The 21,363-nt window shown below is 48.3% G+C and carries 20 protein-coding genes; 18 read left to right on the top strand and 2 right to left on the bottom strand.

The genetic code is table 11. The features are described 5' to 3' along the window. Nucleotides 1-7 precede the first annotated feature (7 nt). Nucleotides 8-2,239 carry a DNA internalization-related competence protein ComEC/Rec2 gene (locus tag ACFO4L_RS16540; RefSeq protein WP_377910769.1) on the top strand — a complete coding sequence of 744 codons (2,232 nt, stop codon included), beginning with the start codon at nucleotides 8-10 and terminating at the stop codon, nucleotides 2,237-2,239. A 137-nt stretch (nucleotides 2,240-2,376) separates the two neighbouring features. Here ACFO4L_RS16540 and ACFO4L_RS16535 read toward each other — a convergent pair whose 3' ends face one another. After that, a complete protein-coding gene (locus ACFO4L_RS16535; RefSeq protein WP_377910768.1) occupies nucleotides 2,377-2,508 on the bottom strand; it encodes a YqzM family protein in 132 nt (43 codons plus the stop codon). Nucleotides 2,509-2,805: 297 nt separating this feature from the next. Between ACFO4L_RS16535 and holA the strand changes: the two genes are divergently transcribed. Continuing rightward, nucleotides 2,806-3,843 carry a DNA polymerase III subunit delta gene (holA, locus tag ACFO4L_RS16530; RefSeq protein ID WP_377910767.1) on the top strand — a complete coding sequence of 346 codons (1,038 nt, stop codon included), beginning with the start codon at nucleotides 2,806-2,808 and terminating at the stop codon, nucleotides 3,841-3,843. Between the two features lie 51 nt (nucleotides 3,844-3,894). Here holA and rpsT read toward each other — a convergent pair whose 3' ends face one another. After that, a complete protein-coding gene (gene rpsT, locus ACFO4L_RS16525) occupies nucleotides 3,895-4,170 on the bottom strand; it encodes a 30S ribosomal protein S20 (RefSeq protein ID WP_377910766.1) in 276 nt (91 codons plus the stop codon). Between the two features lie 621 nt (nucleotides 4,171-4,791). Between rpsT and lepA the strand changes: the two genes are divergently transcribed. The 16 genes from lepA (at nucleotide 4,792) to ACFO4L_RS16445 (ending at nucleotide 21,344) form a co-directional block, all read left to right on the top strand. Further along, on the top strand, nucleotides 4,792-6,615 hold the full coding sequence (lepA, locus tag ACFO4L_RS16520) for a translation elongation factor 4 (protein WP_377910765.1): 1,824 nt from the start codon (nucleotides 4,792-4,794) through the stop codon (nucleotides 6,613-6,615). 58 nt (nucleotides 6,616-6,673) lie between these two features. Then, on the top strand, nucleotides 6,674-7,807 hold the full coding sequence (hemW, locus tag ACFO4L_RS16515) for a radical SAM family heme chaperone HemW (RefSeq protein WP_377910764.1): 1,134 nt from the start codon (nucleotides 6,674-6,676) through the stop codon (nucleotides 7,805-7,807). Nucleotides 7,808-7,910: 103 nt separating this feature from the next. Continuing rightward, complete coding sequence (hrcA, locus tag ACFO4L_RS16510) at nucleotides 7,911-8,936, top strand: heat-inducible transcriptional repressor HrcA (protein ID WP_377910762.1); 1,026 nt, start codon at nucleotides 7,911-7,913, stop codon at nucleotides 8,934-8,936. A 30-nt stretch (nucleotides 8,937-8,966) separates the two neighbouring features. Then, nucleotides 8,967-9,521 carry a nucleotide exchange factor GrpE gene (gene grpE / locus ACFO4L_RS16505; protein WP_377910761.1) on the top strand — a complete coding sequence of 185 codons (555 nt, stop codon included), beginning with the start codon at nucleotides 8,967-8,969 and terminating at the stop codon, nucleotides 9,519-9,521. 28 nt (nucleotides 9,522-9,549) lie between these two features. Then, nucleotides 9,550-11,382, top strand: coding sequence for a molecular chaperone DnaK (gene dnaK / locus ACFO4L_RS16500; RefSeq protein ID WP_377910760.1), 1,833 nt, complete (start codon nucleotides 9,550-9,552; stop codon nucleotides 11,380-11,382). A 124-nt stretch (nucleotides 11,383-11,506) separates the two neighbouring features. Further along, on the top strand, nucleotides 11,507-12,628 hold the full coding sequence (gene dnaJ / locus ACFO4L_RS16495; RefSeq protein WP_377910759.1) for a molecular chaperone DnaJ: 1,122 nt from the start codon (nucleotides 11,507-11,509) through the stop codon (nucleotides 12,626-12,628). Between the two features lie 28 nt (nucleotides 12,629-12,656). After that, complete coding sequence (gene prmA / locus ACFO4L_RS16490) at nucleotides 12,657-13,604, top strand: 50S ribosomal protein L11 methyltransferase (RefSeq protein ID WP_377910758.1); 948 nt, start codon at nucleotides 12,657-12,659, stop codon at nucleotides 13,602-13,604. Continuing rightward, on the top strand, nucleotides 13,604-14,347 hold the full coding sequence (locus ACFO4L_RS16485; protein ID WP_377910757.1) for a 16S rRNA (uracil(1498)-N(3))-methyltransferase: 744 nt from the start codon (nucleotides 13,604-13,606) through the stop codon (nucleotides 14,345-14,347). The genes prmA and ACFO4L_RS16485 overlap by 1 nt, the downstream gene beginning before the upstream one ends. A gap of 5 nt (nucleotides 14,348-14,352) precedes the next feature. Beyond that, on the top strand, nucleotides 14,353-15,708 hold the full coding sequence (gene mtaB, locus ACFO4L_RS16480; RefSeq protein ID WP_377910756.1) for a tRNA (N(6)-L-threonylcarbamoyladenosine(37)-C(2))-methylthiotransferase MtaB: 1,356 nt from the start codon (nucleotides 14,353-14,355) through the stop codon (nucleotides 15,706-15,708). Nucleotides 15,709-15,790: 82 nt separating this feature from the next. After that, the gene (gene rpsU, locus ACFO4L_RS16475; RefSeq protein WP_377910755.1) at nucleotides 15,791-15,964 is read left to right on the top strand and encodes a 30S ribosomal protein S21; all 174 of its coding nucleotides are present in this window, start codon (nucleotides 15,791-15,793) and stop codon (nucleotides 15,962-15,964) included. A 14-nt stretch (nucleotides 15,965-15,978) separates the two neighbouring features. Further along, on the top strand, nucleotides 15,979-16,428 hold the full coding sequence (locus tag ACFO4L_RS16470; protein ID WP_377910754.1) for a GatB/YqeY domain-containing protein: 450 nt from the start codon (nucleotides 15,979-15,981) through the stop codon (nucleotides 16,426-16,428). A gap of 232 nt (nucleotides 16,429-16,660) precedes the next feature. Continuing rightward, on the top strand, nucleotides 16,661-16,981 hold the full coding sequence (locus ACFO4L_RS16465; protein ID WP_377910753.1) for a hypothetical protein: 321 nt from the start codon (nucleotides 16,661-16,663) through the stop codon (nucleotides 16,979-16,981). Between the two features lie 238 nt (nucleotides 16,982-17,219). Continuing rightward, nucleotides 17,220-18,560, top strand: a complete 1,341-nt coding sequence (locus ACFO4L_RS16460) for an NfeD family protein (protein WP_377910752.1) — start codon at nucleotides 17,220-17,222, stop codon at nucleotides 18,558-18,560. 19 nt (nucleotides 18,561-18,579) lie between these two features. Then, the gene (gene floA, locus ACFO4L_RS16455; protein WP_377910751.1) at nucleotides 18,580-19,590 is read left to right on the top strand and encodes a flotillin-like protein FloA; all 1,011 of its coding nucleotides are present in this window, start codon (nucleotides 18,580-18,582) and stop codon (nucleotides 19,588-19,590) included. Between the two features lie 20 nt (nucleotides 19,591-19,610). After that, nucleotides 19,611-20,129 (top strand): hypothetical protein, encoded by a 519-nt coding sequence (locus ACFO4L_RS16450; RefSeq protein WP_377910750.1) that lies wholly within the window; start codon nucleotides 19,611-19,613, stop codon nucleotides 20,127-20,129. A 246-nt stretch (nucleotides 20,130-20,375) separates the two neighbouring features. Continuing rightward, complete coding sequence (locus tag ACFO4L_RS16445) at nucleotides 20,376-21,344, top strand: PhoH family protein (RefSeq protein ID WP_377910749.1); 969 nt, start codon at nucleotides 20,376-20,378, stop codon at nucleotides 21,342-21,344. Nucleotides 21,345-21,363 lie beyond the last annotated feature (19 nt).

Raw genomic sequence — 21,363 nt, 5'->3', positions numbered from 1 at the left:
AACGATCATGACGGATACAAAGCGGTCAGCCGGAGAGAGGGAGACTGTTTTGTATCCGTTTTTTAGTTTTTTTCTGGGATTAGCTGCCGGAGTTGCAGCAGGAGTAGATTCAAAGCTTGCTGTTCCGGCAGCAGCCTTGTTTGCTGCAGCCGTCTGGATTAAGCCGGCTGCGGCGGTGAGCGGCGCAGCTGCAGCTGTCCTGATGCTTGCGCTGGAGCCAGCTTATGAAGAGCTTCCGGCCGGTTTTGATGTCGAGCTTGAAGGACAGCGAAGTATTGTCGACTCGGGTGTACACGGAAACTATTATCACCTCAGAACACCAGCTTATGGAGTGGTTCGAGTTTACGGCGAACAAACTGGATACGGATGGTGTTCAGTTTCCGGTTTTGTATTCAATGAAGAACAGCTTACCTCTTGGCATCAAGCTGATCGGACTGATATGATCAAAAAAAACCGGATCAGTGCGATTCTGTACGAAAAGGAGGCGGAATGTGCAGAGGGTGTGCCGGACTACTGGAACAGAAGGGATACTGCTATCACAGCGTTAGGAACAAGCGGTGCAGAATCAGGCCCGCTGGCGGCAGCACTCGTTTTCGGTGACAGGTCTTTTATACCTGAAGAACAGCTCCATCTCTTTCAGCGGATGGGGGTCATTCATTTGCTCGCTGTTTCCGGTATGCATGTCGGCTTGGTTTCCGGAGTTGTTTGGATGATGCTCCTGAGAGCGGGGTTGTCGAGAAGGACCTCGCTCTTGATTCTGCTGATTTTTCTGCCGGTATATGCGATTGCGGCCGGCGGAGCCCCGTCGGTTCTTCGGGCTTCGTCAACTGCAGCAGCTGCAATTGTATTAGCGGCTTGCATGAAGCGTCTGCCGCTCGTTGAATTATGTGCGATCGTCGGTACAGCGATGCTGATTTGGAACCCTTACATTTTGTTTCACATCGGATTTCAGCTTTCCTTCTTGACAAGCTTTGCCATTCTGCTATCCAGACCTTTTCTTGCTAACGGCGGTGTCTGGTGGAAGCTGACGTTGACAGCGCAGCTTATCTCAGCTTCGGCAGTTTTGTATCATTTTTTTGAGCTGTCGCTCTTGTCTTTAGCTGCTAATGCATTCTTTATACCGCTGACAGCGCTGTTTCTGCTGCCGCTCTCCTTTGCAGCTGCGGCAGGAATCACAGTCGGATTCGATTATGCTGTCACTGCTTTTATGGACGTATTGCTGATCCCGGCCTTAAGGGCACTGAAGCTGCTGGACATGCTGGAGGGACATATGCTTGTGACAGGAGCGCTGACGCCATCAGTGCTGACCGCCGGGACTCTAGTCAGCGCAGGACTCCTTACGCTGCTGACAATAGGGAAAAGGAAAACAGCAGCAGTGGTTTCAGCTGCTGTAGCAGGGGTCATTATCTTCACGATCAAACAGGAGGAAACGATCGTCACCTTTCTGGATGTAGGACAGGGAGACGCAGTGCTGATCCGGATGCAGGCTGAACAAGAGAGCTACCTTATCGATACCGGAGGAGAGTTGACGTTTACAGATGAAGGAGCTGAGCGCAAAAAGAGAGGCCCTGCTGTTCGTACCATACTCCCCTATCTGCGGGGAGAAGGGGTGAAATCACTGGACAAGTTGATTATCACGCACGGTCACTTCGACCATTACGGTGAGGCCTGCCGCATAGCAGAAGAAATACCTGTCCGTCTCGTCTATTATCCGATTCATACAACATTGGAAGAAGGTATTTCAGAAGAGCTTGCATGTCTACACCAGCACGGGGCTGAAATACAATTAATTTCGGCGGGGATGACATGGGAAAAGGAGAACCATGTTTTTCGGGTCCTGCATCCGTCGAGACCGGAAGCTGCTACTGAAAACGATCGCTCGATTGTAATCGAGGCCGGGATCTATGATACGACGTTTTTGTTTACGGGGGATATAGAGGAAGAGGCAGAACGCGAGCTGCTTGAGCGAGGGGAATTAAGGCACGTAAGTATTTTAAAGGCGGCTCATCATGGCAGTGCTACTTCATCAGATGAGGCATTTCTTCATGCTGTACAGCCGGATACAACCATCATACAAGTTGGACGAGGAAACAGGCACGGCCACCCTCATGCCGACGTACTTGGTCGCTTCCGTACGATCGATACAGACATTTTTAGAACGGATGAGCACGGCAGTATTCGTGTGATCGTGACCGAGCAAGGGTATGTGACCGACCCTTTTCTCACGGAAACGCAATAGAAATTGAGCCTGGCAGGCGCCACGTGATGGAAAGAAAAGTCGAAGATAGCCTGCCGCCCAACATAAAAAAGGCTTCCGTATGCGGAAGCCCAAGCTGATCGCCTGCAGTTTCTAAGAGCCGCTCCTGATAGAACGGTTTAGAAAAAGAGATCGACGATATGCCCGATCGAGAATATCCCCATAAAGAAGACAAACGAAGCAATGAATCCAATAGCACTGTCGATCGCGTCATTCCGATTCGACTGGACATCTTTTTCGAACTCGTTCATATCTATCCCTCCTGTCATAAAAAGTATAAATTATTTTACAGAAAAAATCTATCACGGATTACTCTCCGTGCACGGTTCATGTAAAAAAGACAGGGACGGCCGCTGAGCAAGTGTCAATGCTTAGCAGCCGGTAGAAACGTAGCAGATTACGAACAACAAGGGTATTCCGTTTTACCATGCAATACGAACGTCTTCAAAAGCTTGTTGATGCATTGCTGCGTTCGGCAAAAGAGGCTGTATTGAGTTTCATACCGGCATAGGTTAGGATAGGGAGCAGGTAAGGAAAGGAGCAGAGCGATGTCTTACATAGAAACGTGGAAGCAAATAAAAAAAGGAGAAATACACAGTCTTTATCTCTGCTACGGGTCAGAAACGTATTTGATTGAAGACATTGTTCAGGCAATTATCAGCCGGGTGCTCGATCCGGACGAACGTGACATGAAGCTCATGCGCTTTGATATGAGAGAAACTCCTGTCGAGACTGCTATTGAAGAAGCATATACGTTCCCATTTATGGGGGGCACAAAAGTTGTCATTATTCAGCACCCTTATTTTTTAACCGGTCAAAAGCCGAAAGAAAAAATAGAGCACGATCTGCAGCAGCTGGCTGATTATGCCGAGCGGAAGCCGGAAGAAACTATTTTCATCGTACAGGCTCCTTATGAAAAACTGGATGAGCGCAAAAAAGCAGTGAAGCAGCTTCGAAAGCATGCCGCAGTTATGGAAGCGGCGCCGCTCACTGACAAAGAACTGAGGAGCTGGCTTGATACGAGGGCGAAAACTCTCGGTGCGGTTATCGATGATACGGCAAAGGAGAAGCTGCTTTCGCTTACCGGCGATAACCTGCTGATGCTTACTTCTGAATTGAATAAGCTTTCCGTACATTCAGATGATGGCTCGATCACAGCCGCACAGGTAGAGGCGCTGACAGCACGATCGTTGGAGCACGATATCTTTGCGCTCGTCGATCACGTCGTACAAAAACGGACTGCAAAAGCGATCCGGATTTACAGAGATTTGATTAAGCAGAAAGAAGCGCCAATTAAGATCGCTTCTCTGATGGTCCGGCAGTTCCGGATCCTGTACCAGGTTAAACAACTGATGCAGCAGGGGTACGGGGAGAAGATGATCGCTTCCAGATTGAAGCTGCATCCTTTTGCGGTAAAGCTGGCCGGAAAGCAAGTGCGCAACTTCAGTTCCGATGTCCTGCTGGACCAGATTGATGCCCTGGCTGAGCTCGACTTCCGTATAAAGTCCGGAGCAGTGGAGGACGTTCTAGGTGTAGAACTTTATTTGCTTGGGCGTTCTGTGCCCGAAGACCGGCGCCTCACATAAGAGAACGCATAAAAAAATCCCGGCAAGTCACGATGACTTCCGGGAATCTTTTTATGCTGTTACTTCGTCAAGACGCTTTTGAAGACGTGCCTTACGGCGGTTTGCAGCATTGCGGTGATAAAGACCTTTGTTGACAGCTTTATCAATCTTGCTTGTTGCCTTTACAAAATATTCTTTTGCAAGCTCAACATCCTTCTCTTCTGCTTTTGCATAGAATGCCTTTACAGCAGTACGAAGGTCGGATTTAAAAGCATAGTTGCGCTGACGGGCAAGTTCGTTAACCTGTACACGCTTTTTAGCGGATTTAATATTAGCCAATTCGTTCACCTCCTATAGGATACGGCGGTTCCAGACGGCATGTTTATCAGTACGCCGGTCTGTCTCTGCAACAATAGAGATTTTATCAAACCGGCGTTTAAAAAGCAATATGATTTTGTGTCAAGGGTAAGTGCCTGTCATGAGGAGAAGGATCGTTTGCTTAAAAGCTTCAGGAACGTACCAAGATGAATGACAGAAGAAGATATCTTGGCAGCTCGGCAGGCTTACTGTGGACAAGCGCCTCCGTTTTCCTGCTGGCGTCCAACGGTTTTCGTGAGATCCGCTTATTTAACAAAGCTGCTGAATGAGAATGTTTCTTTTCCTCCTTTTTCTATCGGGAAAAGCGAAGACATGACAGATGTCAGCTGATAAAAAAGCGTGCAGCTCCTTATCTACGCTGGGAAGAGAAAGCGAAAGGATTCTCCAAGGCAAGGAAAGAAAAAGGAGGCGCAGTCGTATTTTCTTAATCCGAACAGACGTCATTTACTGAGCCTTCTGACAAATAGTCGTGAATTATCGAAGCGTCTATGCATGAAATAAACGGTGACAACGATTGAACAGCCTGCCCAGAAGCTGGTATAATGAAGAACGGTGTTAAGAACGGAAGCAGTATACAGGAGTGATTATATCATGAAGCCCGAAGACCGAATAAAACGGCGCGACAGAATCAGAAACTTTTCGATTATCGCCCATATCGACCACGGCAAATCTACGCTTGCCGACAGAATTCTTGAAAAGACGAGTGCACTGACTCAGCGTGAGATGCAGGATCAGATGCTTGATGCTATGGACTTGGAACGAGAGCGCGGCATTACCATTAAATTAAACGCTGTCCAGCTTACATACACGGCAGCAGACGGGGAAGAGTACATCTTCCATTTAATCGACACACCAGGACACGTCGATTTTGCCTATGAGGTGTCCAGAAGTCTGGCCGCTTGCGAGGGGGCACTGCTGATTGTCGATGCAGCCCAGGGCATTGAAGCGCAGACGCTGGCTAACGTTTACCTGGCGCTGGATAATGAGCTTGAAATTATTCCGGTTATTAACAAGATTGATCTTCCGAGTGCAGATCCGGAACGGGTGCGCGGGGAAGTAGAAGATGTGATCGGTCTTCCGGGAGAGGACTGTATACCAGCCTCTGCAAAAGCAGGGATCGGGATCGAAGAAATTCTGGAAGCAGTTGTAGAGAAGGTTCCTGCTCCGGATGGAGATCCGGAAGCGCCGCTGAAAGCGATGATATTTGATTCTATTTATGATCCATATCGGGGAGTTATTGTATATATCCGAATCGTTGAAGGATCTGTAAAGCCCGGCGAAAAAATCAGAATGATGCAGGGTCAAAAGGAATTTGAAGTTCAGGAAATCGGTGTGTTTACTCCTAAACCGGTTTCAAAAGAAGAGCTAAGCGTTGGAGACGTTGGCTATATGATCGCTTCAATTAAAAATGTTGGAGACAGCCAGGTCGGAGATACGATTACTCATGCATCGAGACCAACTGCTGAGCCGCTTCCCGGATACCGTAAGTTGAATCCAATGGTATTCTGCGGGCTCTATCCAGTGGATACAAACGATTATAACGATTTGCGTGACGCCCTGGAAAAGCTGGAGCTAAATGATTCAGCGCTTCAGTTCGAAGCGGAGACGTCTCAAGCTTTAGGTTTTGGGTTCCGCTGCGGATTTTTAGGTCTGCTTCATATGGAAATTATTCAGGAGCGGATTGAACGTGAGTATAACATTGACCTGATTACGACAGCGCCATCTGTTATTTACGAAGTGACGAAAACGGATGGGGAGCAGGTGCTCATAGATAACCCATCGGAAATGCCGGATGCTCAGCAGATTGATCATATTCGGGAGCCTTACGTTAAAGCGGAGGTCATGGTGCCAAACGATTATGTTGGAGCTGTGATGGAGCTGTGCCAGCGGAAGCGGGGAGACTACGTGGATATGAAATACCTCGATGAAAACAGGGTGAACATTATCTATCAGCTTCCGCTTTCTGAGATTGTTTATGACTTTTTTGATACGCTCAAGTCGAGTACAAAAGGATATGCTTCCTTTGATTACGAGCTGATCGGCTATAAAGAGTCAAATCTAGTCAAAATGGACATCCTGTTGAATGCTGAAAAAATCGATGCACTCTCGATTATCGTTCACCGCGATTCTGCTTATGACCGAGGAAAAATCATAGCAGAAAAGCTTAAAAAGCTGATCCCGAGACAGCAGTTCGAAGTTCCGGTTCAGGCAAGTATCGGTCAGAAGATCATTGCCCGTTCCACAATTAAAGCGATGCGAAAAAACGTACTTGCCAAATGTTACGGCGGGGACATCTCGCGAAAGCGAAAGCTTCTGGAAAAACAGAAGGAAGGTAAAAAGCGAATGAAAAGTGTCGGCAGTGTTGAAGTGCCGCAGGAAGCATTTATGTCAGTTCTCAGCATGGATGAAGACTGACTGGTGCAAAAGGGCGGCTCCGCTGCCCTTTTTGTTTGCCTTGAAAGGATGAGCGACGATGAAAAACCCATCTTCTTTATACGTGCACGTGCCATTTTGCGAGCAGATCTGTCACTATTGCGATTTCAATAAGTTTTTTCTGAAAAACCAGCCGGTGGCCGACTATATAGAAGCCTGCGGTCATGAAATGAAAATGGCTCAGGCACAAACCCCGATTGACACCATCTATATCGGAGGAGGAACGCCGACCGCGCTTGAAGACGAACAGCTTGAACGGCTTTTGGAACTGATTCACACCTATTTTATTGTGAAGCCCGATGCCGAATTTACGGTGGAAGTAAACCCGGGAAGCGCCTCGGGAGCAACGTTTGCCATGATGAGGCGGTACGGGGTTAACCGCCTGAGTATTGGCGCCCAGACGTTTGATCCAGGCTTGTTGAAGGTGATTAACCGAGACCATGGAGAAGGAGATGTGGAGACGAGCATCGAGCTGGCACGTGATGCAGGCATTTCTGATATTTCGATCGATATGATGTTCGGTCTGCCTGGGCAGACGATGGAGCAGTGGAAGCAGTCATTGAAGCGCTTGGTTTCATTGCCGATCCGACACGTCAGCGCCTATTCACTTAAGATTGAACCTAAAACGGTTTTCTATCAAATGTGGAATAAGGGGCAGCTCACTCTTCCGGGCCAGGACATCGAAGCTGAAATGTACGATTGGTTATATGAGTATCTGCACGAGAAAGGCTTTCAAGCTTATGAAATCAGTAATTTTGCGAAACCAGGCTATGAAAGTCTGCACAATCAAGCGTATTGGAACAACGACGGATATTACGGGATCGGGGCCGGAGCGCATGGCTATGTGGACGGTGTGCGGCATCGCAACCACGGGCCGCTTCCGAAATATCTAAAAGCAGTTGAAGCTGGCAAGAAGCCTTGGCTTGAGGCGCACGAAGTTCCGGTAAAAGAACAGATGGAAGAAGAAATGTTTATGGGGCTTCGGAAACGGATAGGAGTTAATGGGCAACGGTTTGAGAGCCGGTACGGACTGACTGTGGAAGAAGCATTCCCTGGAATTGTCAGTAAGCTTCAGGATCGAGGCCTTCTGCAAAAAGAGAACGATCAATTTCGGCTGACTAGACAAGGCTTACTGCTGGGCAATGAAGTATTTGAAGCTTTTTTACTTCCGTAATACAGAAATCTGGCAGACTCGTTGACAAACGGCACGCATCCTGATAGTTTATAGTATAGATTTAGCACTCGGGTTATAAGAGTGCTAACAGGAGGGATGCAGTATGTTGACGGAACGCCAGCTGTCAATCCTGAAGGCGATTGTGGATGATTATGTAACCAATGCAGAGCCTGTTGGATCCCGTACGATCTCAAAGCGGAGCGATATGTCGTTCAGCCCCGCTACAATACGTAACGAAATGTCGGATTTGGAAGAAATGGGATTTTTAGAGAAACCGCACAGTTCAGCCGGCAGAATTCCTTCACAAAAAGGCTACCGGTACTATGTAGATCATCTGCTTTCACCAGCACAGCTGTCAGTGAGAGATATGCAGGACATCCGTTCGCAGCTGGCTGTGAAGTTTCATGAATCGGAGCAGATTATTCAGCATTCAGCTAAGATTTTGTCTCAGCTTACCTCTTATACATCAATTGTATTAGGTCCTGAAGTTTTCGAATCAAAGCTGAAGCAAATTCAAATGATCCCGATTTCCAACGATCAGGCCGTATGCATCATCGTGACAGATTCCGGACACGTTGAAAATCAGACTGTTCAGTTTCCTGAAACTGTTGAAGCAGCTGACGTTGAAAAAGTCGTAAATATCCTTAATGAAAAACTGCAGGGAGTTCCGATCTATCAGCTGCAAAGCAGACTCTCTCAGGAGATTTCTTCAGTGCTTAAGCAGCATGTCAACCGCTATGAAACAATGTATACCGCCCTGCGCGATGTATTTGCCGAGCAAAAGCAGGAAAAGGTTTATTACGGCGGAAAGACAAACATTCTGAGCCAGCCTGAGTTTCACGATGTTAAGCGTGTGCGCGCTATTTTAAATTTGTTTGAGGAAGATTCGTTAATTTCCAGGCAGATTCGCACGGATAACACCGGCTTAACAATCAGGATCGGAGAAGAGAACGACTTTAAACCGTTTGACGATCTCAGTCTTGTTACCGCGACCTATACGCTTGGCGGCAAGTATATCGGCACGCTTGGGATATTAGGTCCGACACGGATGGAATACCCGAGGGTCATCAGCCTGCTTAATCATTTTTCAAAAGACATGAGCAAGCTGCTCGACCGCAATAACGAATAAGCATTCAATTTACTAAAGGAGGTGAACGCAGTGTCAAACGAAGAAAAGGAAGAACTGCGCGATGAAAGCAAGGAAACGGAAGCCTCAGAGCAGGCAGAAACAAACGAAGCAGAGGCAGCACCTGAAGAGGAGGCCCCTGTTGAAATGGATGAGCACAGTCGTGAACTGGAAGAGATGCAGGATAAGCTGCTTCGTCTCCAGGCCGATTATGATAATTTCCGGCGCCGTACGAAGCAGGAAAAAGAGGCGGCGGCGAAATATAAATCTCAGAAACTGGCAGACAGCCTGCTTCCGGCGCTTGATAATTTTGAGCGTGCACTGATGATGGAGCCGGAATCTGATGAGGCAAAAAATCTGCTGCAAGGAATGCAGATGGTGTATCGCCAGCTGGAGGAAGCCCTTCAATCCGAGCACATCCAAGTGATGGAGACGGTGGGACAACCATTTGATCCTCATAAGCACGAAGCCGTGATGCAGGTGGAAACAGATGAATTTGATTCAAATATTATCGTAGAAGAACTCCAAAAAGGCTACATGCTTCACGATAAAGTGATTCGACCAGCTATGGTAAAAGTAAACGCATAAGAAGATAACCTGTTTAGGAGGAATTTACATGAGTAAAGTAATCGGAATAGATTTAGGTACAACAAACTCCTGCGTTGCTGTTATGGAAGGCGGCGAGGCAACGGTCATTACAAACGCAGAAGGTTCCCGTACAACACCGTCAGTAGTTTCCTTTAAAGACGGAGAGCGTCAAGTCGGGGAAGTAGCTAAGCGTCAAATGATCACAAACCCTGATACGGTTACGTCCATTAAGCGTCACATGGGCACAGACTATAAAGTAACGGCTGAAGGGAAAGAATTCACGCCGCAGGAAATCTCAGCGATTACGCTTCAGAAGCTGAAAGCGGACGCAGAAGCTTATCTGGGTGAAAAAGTAACCAAAGCTGTTATCACAGTCCCTGCTTACTTTAATGACTCCCAGCGTCAGGCAACGAAAGATGCCGGTAAAATTGCTGGACTTGAAGTAGAGCGAATTGTGAACGAGCCGACAGCAGCTGCACTTGCATACGGTCTTGAAAAAGAAGAGGATCAGACTATTCTTGTATACGACTTAGGCGGTGGAACGTTTGACGTATCGATCCTTGAGCTTGGAGATGGATTCTTTGAGGTAAAATCAACTTCCGGCGACAATAAGCTTGGCGGGGACGATTTTGACCAGGTTATCATCGATCACCTCGTAAACGAGTTTAAGAAAGAAAACGGCATTGACCTAAGCCAGGATAAAATGGCCCTTCAGCGTTTGAAAGATGCAGCGGAAAAAGCGAAGAAGGACCTTTCCGGTGTGTCTCAAACGCAGATCAGCCTGCCATTTATTACAGCAGATCAGTCCGGACCAAAGCACCTTGAACTGACGCTTACCCGTGCTAAATTTGAAGAGCTTTCTTCACAGCTTGTGGAGCGTACAATGGGACCTACCCGCCAGGCGCTCAAAGATGCGGACCTCTCTGCAAGTGAAATCGATAAGGTTGTGCTTGTAGGCGGCTCTACACGGATTCCGGCTGTACAGGAAGCGATTAAACAGATCACTGGAAAAGATCCGCATAAAGGCGTAAATCCGGATGAAGTTGTTGCGCTTGGCGCTGCAATCCAGGCCGGTGTTCTGACAGGAGATGTAAAGGACGTTGTACTGCTTGACGTCACACCACTCTCCCTCGGCATCGAAACGATGGGCGGCGTATTTACGAAACTGATTGAGCGCAATACAACGATTCCAACGTCAAAAGCTCAAACATTCTCAACTGCTGCAGACAACCAGCCTTCTGTAGATATTCACGTGCTGCAGGGTGAGCGGGAGATGGCCGCAGACAACAAAACGCTTGGCCGCTTCCAGCTGACAGATATCCCGCCGGCACCACGCGGTGTTCCGCAGATCGAAGTGAAGTTTGATATCGACGCCAACGGTATTGTAAACGTAAACGCAAAAGATCTCGGCACGAATAAAGAACAGTCAATCACCATCACATCCAGCTCCGGACTTTCTGATGAAGAAGTTGAGCAGATGGTGAAGGATGCGGAAGAAAACGCAGAAGCCGATAAGAAGCGCCGTGAAGAAGTAGATCTCCGCAACGAAGCTGATCAGCTCGTATTCTCTACAGAAAAGACACTGACAGACCTAGGGGAAAACGTAGAAGCTTCTGAAAAAGAAAAAGCGGAAGCTGCAAAAGATAAGCTGAAACAAGCGCTTGAAGGGGAAGACCTTGAAGCGATTCGTACAGCAAAAGACGAACTGCAGGAAATCGTAACCCAGCTGACAACGAAGCTGTATGAGCAGGCTGCTCAGCAGCAGCAGGAGCAGGGCGGCGAGCAGGAAGCAGGCCAGGACAGCGATGATGTCGTTGATGCAGAATACGAAGAAGTAGACGAAGACAAGAAAGATCAGTAACAGCAGGAGAAAAGTCAAAGTCAGGGGAACCTGTCTTTGACTTTTTTCACGCCGTCTCTTCTTTACGGACCAGAGGCCAGATGATAACATATTCGTTATGGATAAAAATCAGGAGTGGTAGACTATGAGCAAGCGTGATTTCTATGATGTTTTAGGAGTGGACAAGGGTGCTGATGAAGCAGACATAAAAAAAGCTTACAGAAAGCTGGCACGTCAGTATCACCCCGATGTAAACAAGGAAGCAGATGCAGAAGAAAAGTTTAAAGAAGTAAAAGAGGCGTACGATACGCTTAGCGACTCGAATAAGCGTGCGCACTACGATCAGTTTGGTCATACTGATCCCAACCAAGGATTTGGCGGAGCAGGAGGCGGAGACTTCGGGGGATTCAGCGACATTTTCGATATGTTTTTCGGCGGCGGTGGCAGAAGAAGAGATCCAAATGCGCCACGCCAAGGATCTGATCTGCAGTATACGATGACGCTGGAATTCCGCGAGGCAGTCTTCGGCAAAGAAACCGATATCGAGATTCCTCGTGAAGAGCCTTGCCAGACGTGCGATGGTTCGGGAGCAAAGCCGGGAACGAGTCCGGAAACATGTTCAAAGTGCGGCGGCGCAGGCCAGCTGAACGTAGAGCAGAATACGCCGTTTGGACGAGTTGTTAATCGCCGGGTATGTGACAATTGCAGCGGAACGGGCCAGCAGATTAAAGATAAGTGCCGCACGTGTGGCGGGGCTGGAAAAGTGAAAAAACGCAAGAAAATTCACATTAAAATTCCGGCAGGTGTAGATACCGGCCAGCAGATTCGCGTAGCAGGCCAAGGAGAACCCGGAATCAACGGAGGACCGGCAGGAGACCTTTATGTCGTCTTTAACGTAAAGGAACATGAGTTTTTCCAGCGTGATGGTGATGATATTTTCTGTGAAATGCCAATTACGTTCGTACAGTCAGCTCTTGGTGATGAAATTGAAGTGCCGACCCTTGAAGGGAAGGTCAAGCTGAAAGTTCCGGCTGGAACACAGACTGGCACACACTTCAGACTGCGTGGCAAAGGCGTTCCAAACGTACGGGGTGCAGGACAGGGAGATCAGCACATTCAAGTGAAAATTATTACACCAAAAAAACTGAGCGACCGCCAAAGAGAGCTTCTGCGGGAATTTGCCGAGGAAAGCGGTACAATTGCACCAGATGAACAAAGTGAGAATTTCTTTGCGAAAGTGAAGCGCGCTTTCAAAAATTTCGGCTGATGGAATGCCGCTACAGGGAGATGGAGCTATGAAATGGGCAGAAATCAGCGTCCATACGACACAGGAAGCAGTAGAACCGGTCAGCCATATTTTGCACGAAGCGGGAGCGGGCGGCGTCGTTATCGAAGACAAAGCCGATTTTTTCAAAGAACGCAAACCGGTATTCGGAGAGCTTTTTGAGCTCTCTGAAGCCGACTATCCGGAACAGGGTGTCCTGTTAAAAGCTTATTTACCGGTGAACAGCTTTCTGGGAGATGCTGTCGAAGAGATCCGTCAGTCTGTCATCCGCCTGACGGATTTTGGGATCGATACAGGCAGCGGTGTTGTAACGCTGAATGAAGTGGATGAAGAAGAATGGGCTACAGCCTGGAAAAAATATTACAAGCCGGTAAAAGTAGGGGCTTCTATTACGATTGCTCCAAGCTGGGAAAACTATAAGCCCGTCCAGAAAAACGAAATTGTTGTAGAGCTGGATCCGGGTATGGCATTTGGTACAGGTACGCATCCGACAACCGTTCTTTGCATTCAAGCGTTGGAAAAGCACATCAAGCAGGGCAGACGAGTACTCGACGTCGGCACAGGTTCTGGTGTGCTTGCTGTTACCGCTGCAAAGCTCGGGGCTGGCTCAGTAGATGCCGTTGATCTTGATGAAGTGGCTGTCAAAGCAGCTGATGAAAATGTTCGTCATAATCACGTGGAGCACGCGGTATCTGTGAGACAAGCAAATCTTCTTGCTGAAAGCACAGGTACATATGACCTAATTGCAGCAAATATTCTTGCCGAAGTCATTACGACGATGACAGAGGATGCCTGGAAAGCACTGCAGCCGGGCGGTGTGTTTATCACCTCCGGCATCATTCAGGCGAAAAAAGAGCTCGTGAAGCAATCCTTGCACCATGCAGGCTTTTCCATTCTGGAGACGACAGAAATGGAAGACTGGGTGTCGTTTACGGCAAAGAAGCCGGAGGCCGATTAATGCAGCGCTATTTTTTGGAAGCAAAGCTTGTTCAGGACCAGCCAGTCGTTTTTGATAAGGAAAGTGACCGTCACATCCGAGCGGTTATGCGGATGCAGAGCGGCGATGAAGTGATCGTTTGTGCAGAAGGAAACTGTTATCGAGCGAAACTGAACGAAGGAGAACCTCTCCGAGCAACTATTCTCGAAAAAGAAGAGGTGGACCGGGAGCTCCCGCTTCAGGTGACAGTCGCTCAAGCGCTAATTAAAGCAGACAAGCTTGAGGTTGTGCTGCAAAAAGGAACAGAGCTCGGTGCTGCTGCTTTTCAGCCTTTTCAGGCAGAGCGCTCTGTCGTAAAGCTCGACCAAAAGAAAGAAGCAAAAAAGCTGCTTAGATGGAAAAAAATCGTCAAGGAGGCGGCCGAACAATCAGCTAGAAGGATCCTGCCGGAGGTAAACGATTCTGCTTCCGCTGCTCAGCTGGTGCAACGTTTCAAAGCGTTTGACCTCGTGATAGCAGCATACGAGGAGCGGGCGAAAACGGGAGAAGGGCGTGCGTTCTTTGATGCGGTAAAGGAACTTAAGCCGGGACAATCCGTTTTAGTAATCGTCGGGCCTGAAGGTGGCTTTTCACCGGAGGAAGCAGACATGCTTGAAGACAGCGGAGCGGTTCTTTGCGGACTCGGACCTAGAATTTTGAGGGCAGAGACAGCGCCGCTCTATATGCTGTCGGCGCTCTCCTATCATATTGAACTATCGAGGTGAACAACATGAGCAAGGTTGCGTTTCATACCTTAGGGTGTAAAGTAAATCACTATGAGACAGAAGCTATCTGGCAGCTTTTTAAGCAGGAAGAGTATGAGAAAGTGGAGTTTCACGATCGGGCAGATGTGTACGTTATTAATACTTGTACGGTAACAAATACAGGGGATAAAAAAAGCAGACAGGTGATCCGGAGAGCAGTCCGCCGGAATCCGGACGCGGTTATTTGTGTGACCGGCTGCTATGCCCAAACGTCACCAGCCGAGATAATGGCGATCCCAGGGGTGGATATTGTTGTCGGTACACAGGACCGTCACAAAATGCTCCCTTACATTGAACAGTTCCGTAAAGAGCGGGAGCCGATCAATGGTGTAGGGAACATTATGAAAACCCGTGTTTACGAAGAGCTTGATGTGCCGGCCTTTACTGACCGCACACGGGCTTCACTAAAAATCCAGGAAGGCTGTAATAACTTCTGCACGTTTTGCATCATTCCGTGGGCCAGAGGATTGCTCCGTTCCCGTAAGCCGGAAGATGTCATGAAGCAGGCGCATCAGCTGGTCGAAGCAGGCTATAAAGAAATTGTGCTGACTGGCATCCATACAGGCGGCTACGGAGAGGATATGAAGGATTACAGTCTTGCCCGCCTGCTCGGGGAGCTTGAGCAGGTAGCAGGATTGAAACGAATCCGCATTTCCTCTATTGAGGCAAGCCAGATTACAGATGACGTTATAAAGGTGATTGATCGCTCGGATAAGATCGTTCGCCATCTGCATGTGCCCATGCAGTCAGGATCAGATACTGTACTGAAGCGGATGCGCCGAAAATATACGATGGCGTTTTACAAAGAGCGTGTGGACCGGTTAAAGGAAGCTCTTCCAGGGCTTGCAGTGACGTCCGATGTTATAGTTGGCTTTCCTGGTGAAACCGACAGCGAATTTCAGGAGACGTTTGATTCTGTTCGTGAAATCGGCTTCTCCGAGCTTCATGTTTTTCCTTACTCCAAGCGTACAGGCACACCAGCTGCCCGTATGACGGACCAGGTTGCGGATGATGTGAAGCATACAAGAGTCAAACAGCTGATCCATTTGTCCGATCAGCAGGCAAAAGAATATGCGTCAACTTTTGAAGGAACCGTCCTTGAAATGATTCCGGAAGAAGCGGATAATGACAAACCAAATCTGCTCGTAGGATACACCGATAACTATCTTCGCGTTAAAGTAGAGCTGGATGAATCTTACATTGGAAGCATAATTAAAGTAAAACTGGATAAAGCAGGATATCCATACAATGAAGGAACGTTTGTCAAAGTTGCCGACGCTGCAGGTACAAAATCACGCCAGCCGGAACAAATCGGGCATTGACCGTGAATCCTTAATCCTATATAATCGAACCATACATGCCCGTGCGCATGTCTTATTGGTTGTCCGGAGGGAGGGATATAGAATGGCAGAAACACGCGTTCGTAAGAATGAAAATCTCGATGCTGCTCTTCGTCGTTTTAAGAAAACGATGTCTAAAGAAGGGACTCTGGCAGAGGTGCGTAAACGTAAGCACTATGAGAAGCCAAGTATTCGCCGTAAAAAGAAATCAGAAGCAGCTAGAAAACGCAAATTCTAAGGAGAGACGGCCTCATGACTGCTCCAGTAGTTGAAAAGCTTCAGCAGGATATGAAACAGGCAATGCGCGATAAGGATAAGATTCGTCTTTCTGTTATCCGTTCCGTACGCGGAGCGATGCAGAATGAAGCGATTGGACTTGGGCGCGAGCTCTCTGAAGAAGAAGCACTCACGGTATTGAACCGTGAATTGAAACAACGGCGGGAATCCCTCCAGGAATTCGATAAGGCAGACAGAAGTGATCTGGTTGAGAAAATGAACAGTGAGATCTCGGTCCTGCAGGACTACTTGCCGGAACAACTTTCCGAGCAGGAAGTCAAAGACATGGTTGCCAAAACAGTTGAGGAAACGGGTGCGTCTTCCAAGGCTGATATGGGCATGGTCATGGGTGCAGTGATGCCGAAGGTGAAAGGCCGCGCAGACGGCACTCTCGTTCGTCAAATTGTCCAAGAACAACTTCAATAAACCTTTTGCCGTCAAGGCGCAGTCTCTGTGAGAGACTGCGCCTTTTTGCTTTTCCACATCATGTATAACGGATTTATTCATGCATAAAGGCTTTCCTGGGTGCTTGAAAGCAGCAGGATGGCAGGAGCAGGCTTTAATCACAATTGGCTGATGGAAGGCTGATCATCTGACAAATTTCAGGAATAAGTTAAACATAGGACGGGTATAGGAAATCAGAAAGAGGAGGGATAGCATGTCAAAAGAACAATATTTCGTTATCTGGAGGAGCGGCACCGATGTCGAACTATCTCCAATGCTTCCAGACACTCAGCTGATCCACTATGAAGTACTGCTTGACCGGGAGTCGAAAGCGGACTTGGAGTCCAAGCTGGCTGAAGTCCAGGACGGCGACGTCATGCCGGAACATATTTTTGTTTCGCCATTTGACGAGACCCGGGATGAAAAAGATAAGATTGAGCTTGGTGATGATGAAGATAATTTGTTCCATAAAATATACACGTACGGATCGGAGACAACCAGGAAAAGACTTGAAGAAATGTACAATCAAAACTGACGGCAGTTTCGACCCAAATCAGGGCCCGCGTTATGTAGACGTGCGGTCCTGCTTTTTTGATTTTAATACGCCCAAAGATGGATCACCTGTATGCATAAAGATGCTCTTTTGAAAGAGGGAGGGATCAGGAAATGTTAAGAAGCAAGATATAATGAAAAATGTGAGGGCGTGAAACTTTCCGGGGTGCCAGTACGTAAGATATACTGTATGTAGAACCTCATGGAAGGAGGCCGGTGCTGTGAAAAACTGGAGAATGCTCCTATACTCAATCCTTCTGACAGCTGGTGTGCTGCTGCTCATCTTCCCTGTATCATCAGCTCAGGAACAAGGCAGCGGAGAGACTGTTTACTTTGTTCCAGTTGAAGAAACCGTTGAGCGGGGGCTGCAGGCTTTTATGAAACGTGCTGTTGAATCTGCAGAAGAACAGGGCGTCGATCACATAGTGTTTGAACTGAACACTCCGGGAGGGCGGGTGGATGCCGCCGGAGAGATCGCAAGGACTATTCGGGAGACCGAGATTCCGACTACAGCATTTGTCGTAAGAGAGGCAATGTCAGCCGGAGCATATATTTCGCTGAATGCCGATGAGATCGTTATGCAGCCTGGTACAGAAATGGGCTCAGCGCAGGTCATAGATGGAACAGGAAGCGCTGCTGATGATAAAGCTCAGTCTGCCTGGCTTGCGAACATGCGGTCTGCAGCCGAGCTCAATGATCGCGATCCGGTTTATGCACTCGCGATGGCAGATCCGTCGATTGAAATCGAGGAGCTGAATCTCGGCGAGGGAGAGCTGCTTACGCTTACAGCATCTGAAGCTGAGTCAGTAGGATATGCAGAAGCTGTGGTTAATGACCGGGAAGCACTTCTGGAATACCTGAACATGGAAAATGCACAAGTTGAAGAATTTGAGCTTAGTGCAGCTGAGCAGATTGCCCGAATTGTCACCCATCCAATTGTCATTCCGATTTTGTTGTCCGTCGGCTCACTCGGCCTTATTTTGGAACTTTATTCTCCAGGATTTGGAATCCCGGGCATCATGGGAGCCTCCGCTTTGTTCCTGTTCTTTTTCGGCCACACGGTGGCTGGCTTTGCAGGATGGGAAGCGATGATTTTATTTATCGTAGGAGCTGGACTTCTTGCCCTCGAGGTTTTTTCTCCGAGCTTTGGAATTTTTGGGATTCTGGGTCTCGGAGCAATTCTTACCAGTTTGATTCTGAGTTCGTTTTCAACGTTTTATATTATCGTGTCCTTCGTAATTGCAATTATTGTAACGATCGCAGGAATGCTCGTGCTTATGAAGTACATTGATCGGGCTGGCCCGATGAAACGTGTTGTGCTTCAGGATGCAACAACGACGGAACTTGGTTATATTTCCAATGAAACGAGAAACGAACTGGAAGGACAGACCGGTACGGCTCTCACAGTGCTCCGGCCTTCCGGAAGTGCCATGATTGGCGAGGAACGCCTTGACGTGGTATCCGAGGGAGGCTATATTGAACAAGGAAGGAAAATAAAGGTCATTGCTGTTTCTGGTTCCCGGGTAGTAGTTCGGGACATTTCCGGCAGTGAGACTGATTAATTGAAGGAGGAAGATGTACATGGCAGACCAGATAGGAATTTATATCGTCATCGGGGTCATACTCGTCGGTGTCGTAATCCTGTTTACGTTCGTACCTGTCGCACTATGGATTTCAGCATGGGCAGCAGGAGTCAAAGTCGGTATTTTCCAGCTTGTAGGGATGAGACTCCGCCGGGTTATCCCGCACCGAGTCGTCAACCCGCTGATCAAAGCAGTAAAAGCAGGGCTTGATATCAGCACGAACAAGCTGGAGGGGCACTATCTCGCAGGGGGAAACGTAGACCGCGTTGTTAACGCTTTGATTGCTGCCCAGCGCGCCAATATTGAGTTGACGTTTGAACGATGCGCAGCGATTGACCTTGCAGGCCGTGACGTGCTCGAAGCAGTTCAGATGAGCGTTAATCCAAAGGTTATTGAAACACCATTTATCGCCGGTGTAGCAATGGATGGTATTGAAGTGAAGGCAAAAGCCCGAATCACGGTCCGAGCCAACATTGACCGTCTCGTCGGTGGTGCCGGAGAAGACACGGTTATCGCCCGAGTCGGTGAAGGGATTGTTTCCACTATTGGTTCTGCAAAAAACCATGCAGAAGTGCTTGAAAACCCGGATATGATTTCTCAGACTGTTCTTAAGAAAGGTCTGGATGCCGGAACAGCATTTGAAATCCTCTCGATTGATATTGCTGATATTGATATCGGTAAAAACATCGGTGCAGGACTTCAGACGGACCAGGCTGAAGCGGATAAAAAGATTGCCCAGGCTAAGGCGGAAGAGCGCCGTGCTATGGCAGTCGCGCAGGAGCAGGAAATGAAAGCCCGCGTAGAAGAAATGCGCGCGAAGGTTGTAGAAGCAGAGGCGGAAGTACCGCTTGCAATGTCCGAAGCACTTCGCCAGGGCAACCTCGGCGTGATGGACTACCTCAACTTTAACAACGTGAAAGCAGATACCGACATGCGCGACTCCATCGGCAAAGCGACTGGCGATGGACCGGAGGATGAGGAGACTACGGAAACCCATCCTAAGCGCTGATGCCGCAGGGAGGAGCGATGATGATGCTCAGTTTTATCAATTTGCTGTTTGAATCTCCGCTCCTGCTGTTCTTCATTCTCGCTGCTATCTTCAGCTTCATTCAGTCCAGGTCCGGACAGAAGCAGGAGGAGAATTCGCAGCCGCGTGTTCCTGAACAAAGGCAGGAGCAGTCGGACAGGGAAGCTTCTGAAAAGGAGTTTGACTGGCGGGATATCCTGTTTGAAACAGAAGAAAAACAGGAAGAGAAGCAGCCGCAGAGGCAGGAGAAGGCACAAACAGATTCACCGGCTCAAACGGAAATGGAAAAGCATTATGAGCAGCTTCGCAAAAAACAGAGGCAGGCAGAAAAATCGGCCTCGAAGCTGCAGAAGTCTCCAATCGTCAAGAAGGATATTACTGCTACCGCAGAGCAGAAGGTTACGATTGATTTCAACAATATGACGAAACAGGATGTTGTGAAAGGGATCGTCTGGGCGGAAGTTCTCGGCAAGCCAAAAGCTGCCGCTGGACGTAATCGTAACAGACGCATGACCCGGTAATAGCACAAAAGGGCTGTTCCTCCAGGCATAATTGCACTGGGTGGGGCAGCCCTTTTTCCTCCTTTAACGTGTGACGAAACCTTAACGCATCCAGCGCACTAAGGGGCCGACTGCGGAATAGCTTCAATCCCTCAAGCATCGACTGCCAGAAAACGGACATATTATGTTGGCAGCAGGTTACAGTAGTGGTAAAGTGAAATCAGGCGCAGCGTCACGTGCCAAACACAGTATGCAGCAGGGAGACTGATGACATATATGAACCGTACAATTGCGATACCAGCGCAGGACGCAAATGAAGTCCAGGCGCTTTTTGGACCAAATGATAAACACCTGGAAAGACTTGAAGATGCATTTCGAGCAGAGCTTGTCACGCGGGGGCAGGAGATTTCTGTTGATACGAGCGAAGCAAACGCAGACAAGATCGAAAAGATCCTGTTGACGCTGCTTCAGCTGATCCGCCGTGGAATTCGAATCACCGAACGGGACGTCGTGTATGCGGCCCAGCTGTCAGAAAAAGACCTGCTGGGAGAGATGCTCGATCTTTATAATGATCAAATCACGGTGACAGCTAAAGGAAAGCCGATTCTTGCTAAAACACTTGGCCAGCGCCACTACGTGTCTGCTATCAGAAAAAACGATATTGTTTTTGGTATCGGTCCGGCCGGTACAGGGAAGACCTATCTAGCTGTGGTGCTTGCTGTCCATGCCTTAAAAGAAGGGCAGGTTAAAAAAATTGTACTGACGAGGCCGGCTGTGGAGGCCGGAGAAAGCCTCGGTTTTTTACCTGGCGATTTAAAGGAAAAGGTGGATCCGTACCTGCGGCCGCTTTACGACGCGCTGCATGATCTGTTTGGCACGGAGCATACGGCCCGCCTCTTGGAACGCGGTACAATTGAGATAGCACCTCTTGCTTATATGAGAGGCCGGACGCTCGATGATGCATTTGTTATTTTGGACGAAGCTCAGAATACAACAAAAGAGCAGATGAAAATGTTTTTAACAAGACTTGGTTTCGGCTCGAAAATGGTTGTAACCGGTGATCTTACACAGATTGACCTGCCGAAAGGAAAATTATCCGGGCTGAAGGAATCTCTGCGGATTTTAACGCGCGTTAAAGGACTTTCCTTTATCTATTTACAGCCTGCAGACGTAGTCCGCCATTCCCTTGTTCAGCGGATGATTGAAGCATATGACGATGATGAGGACCGCGGATAAGACCGGCAAAACAGGAGGA

Origin of the sequence: Bacillus daqingensis (genome assembly GCF_042654445.1) — a bacterium.
GTDB lineage: Bacteria > Bacillota > Bacilli > Bacillales > Salisediminibacteriaceae > Alkalicoccus > Alkalicoccus luteus.
The sequence above is the reverse complement of the archived record's forward strand: the minus strand, read 5'-3'. Positions and strand labels throughout refer to the sequence as shown.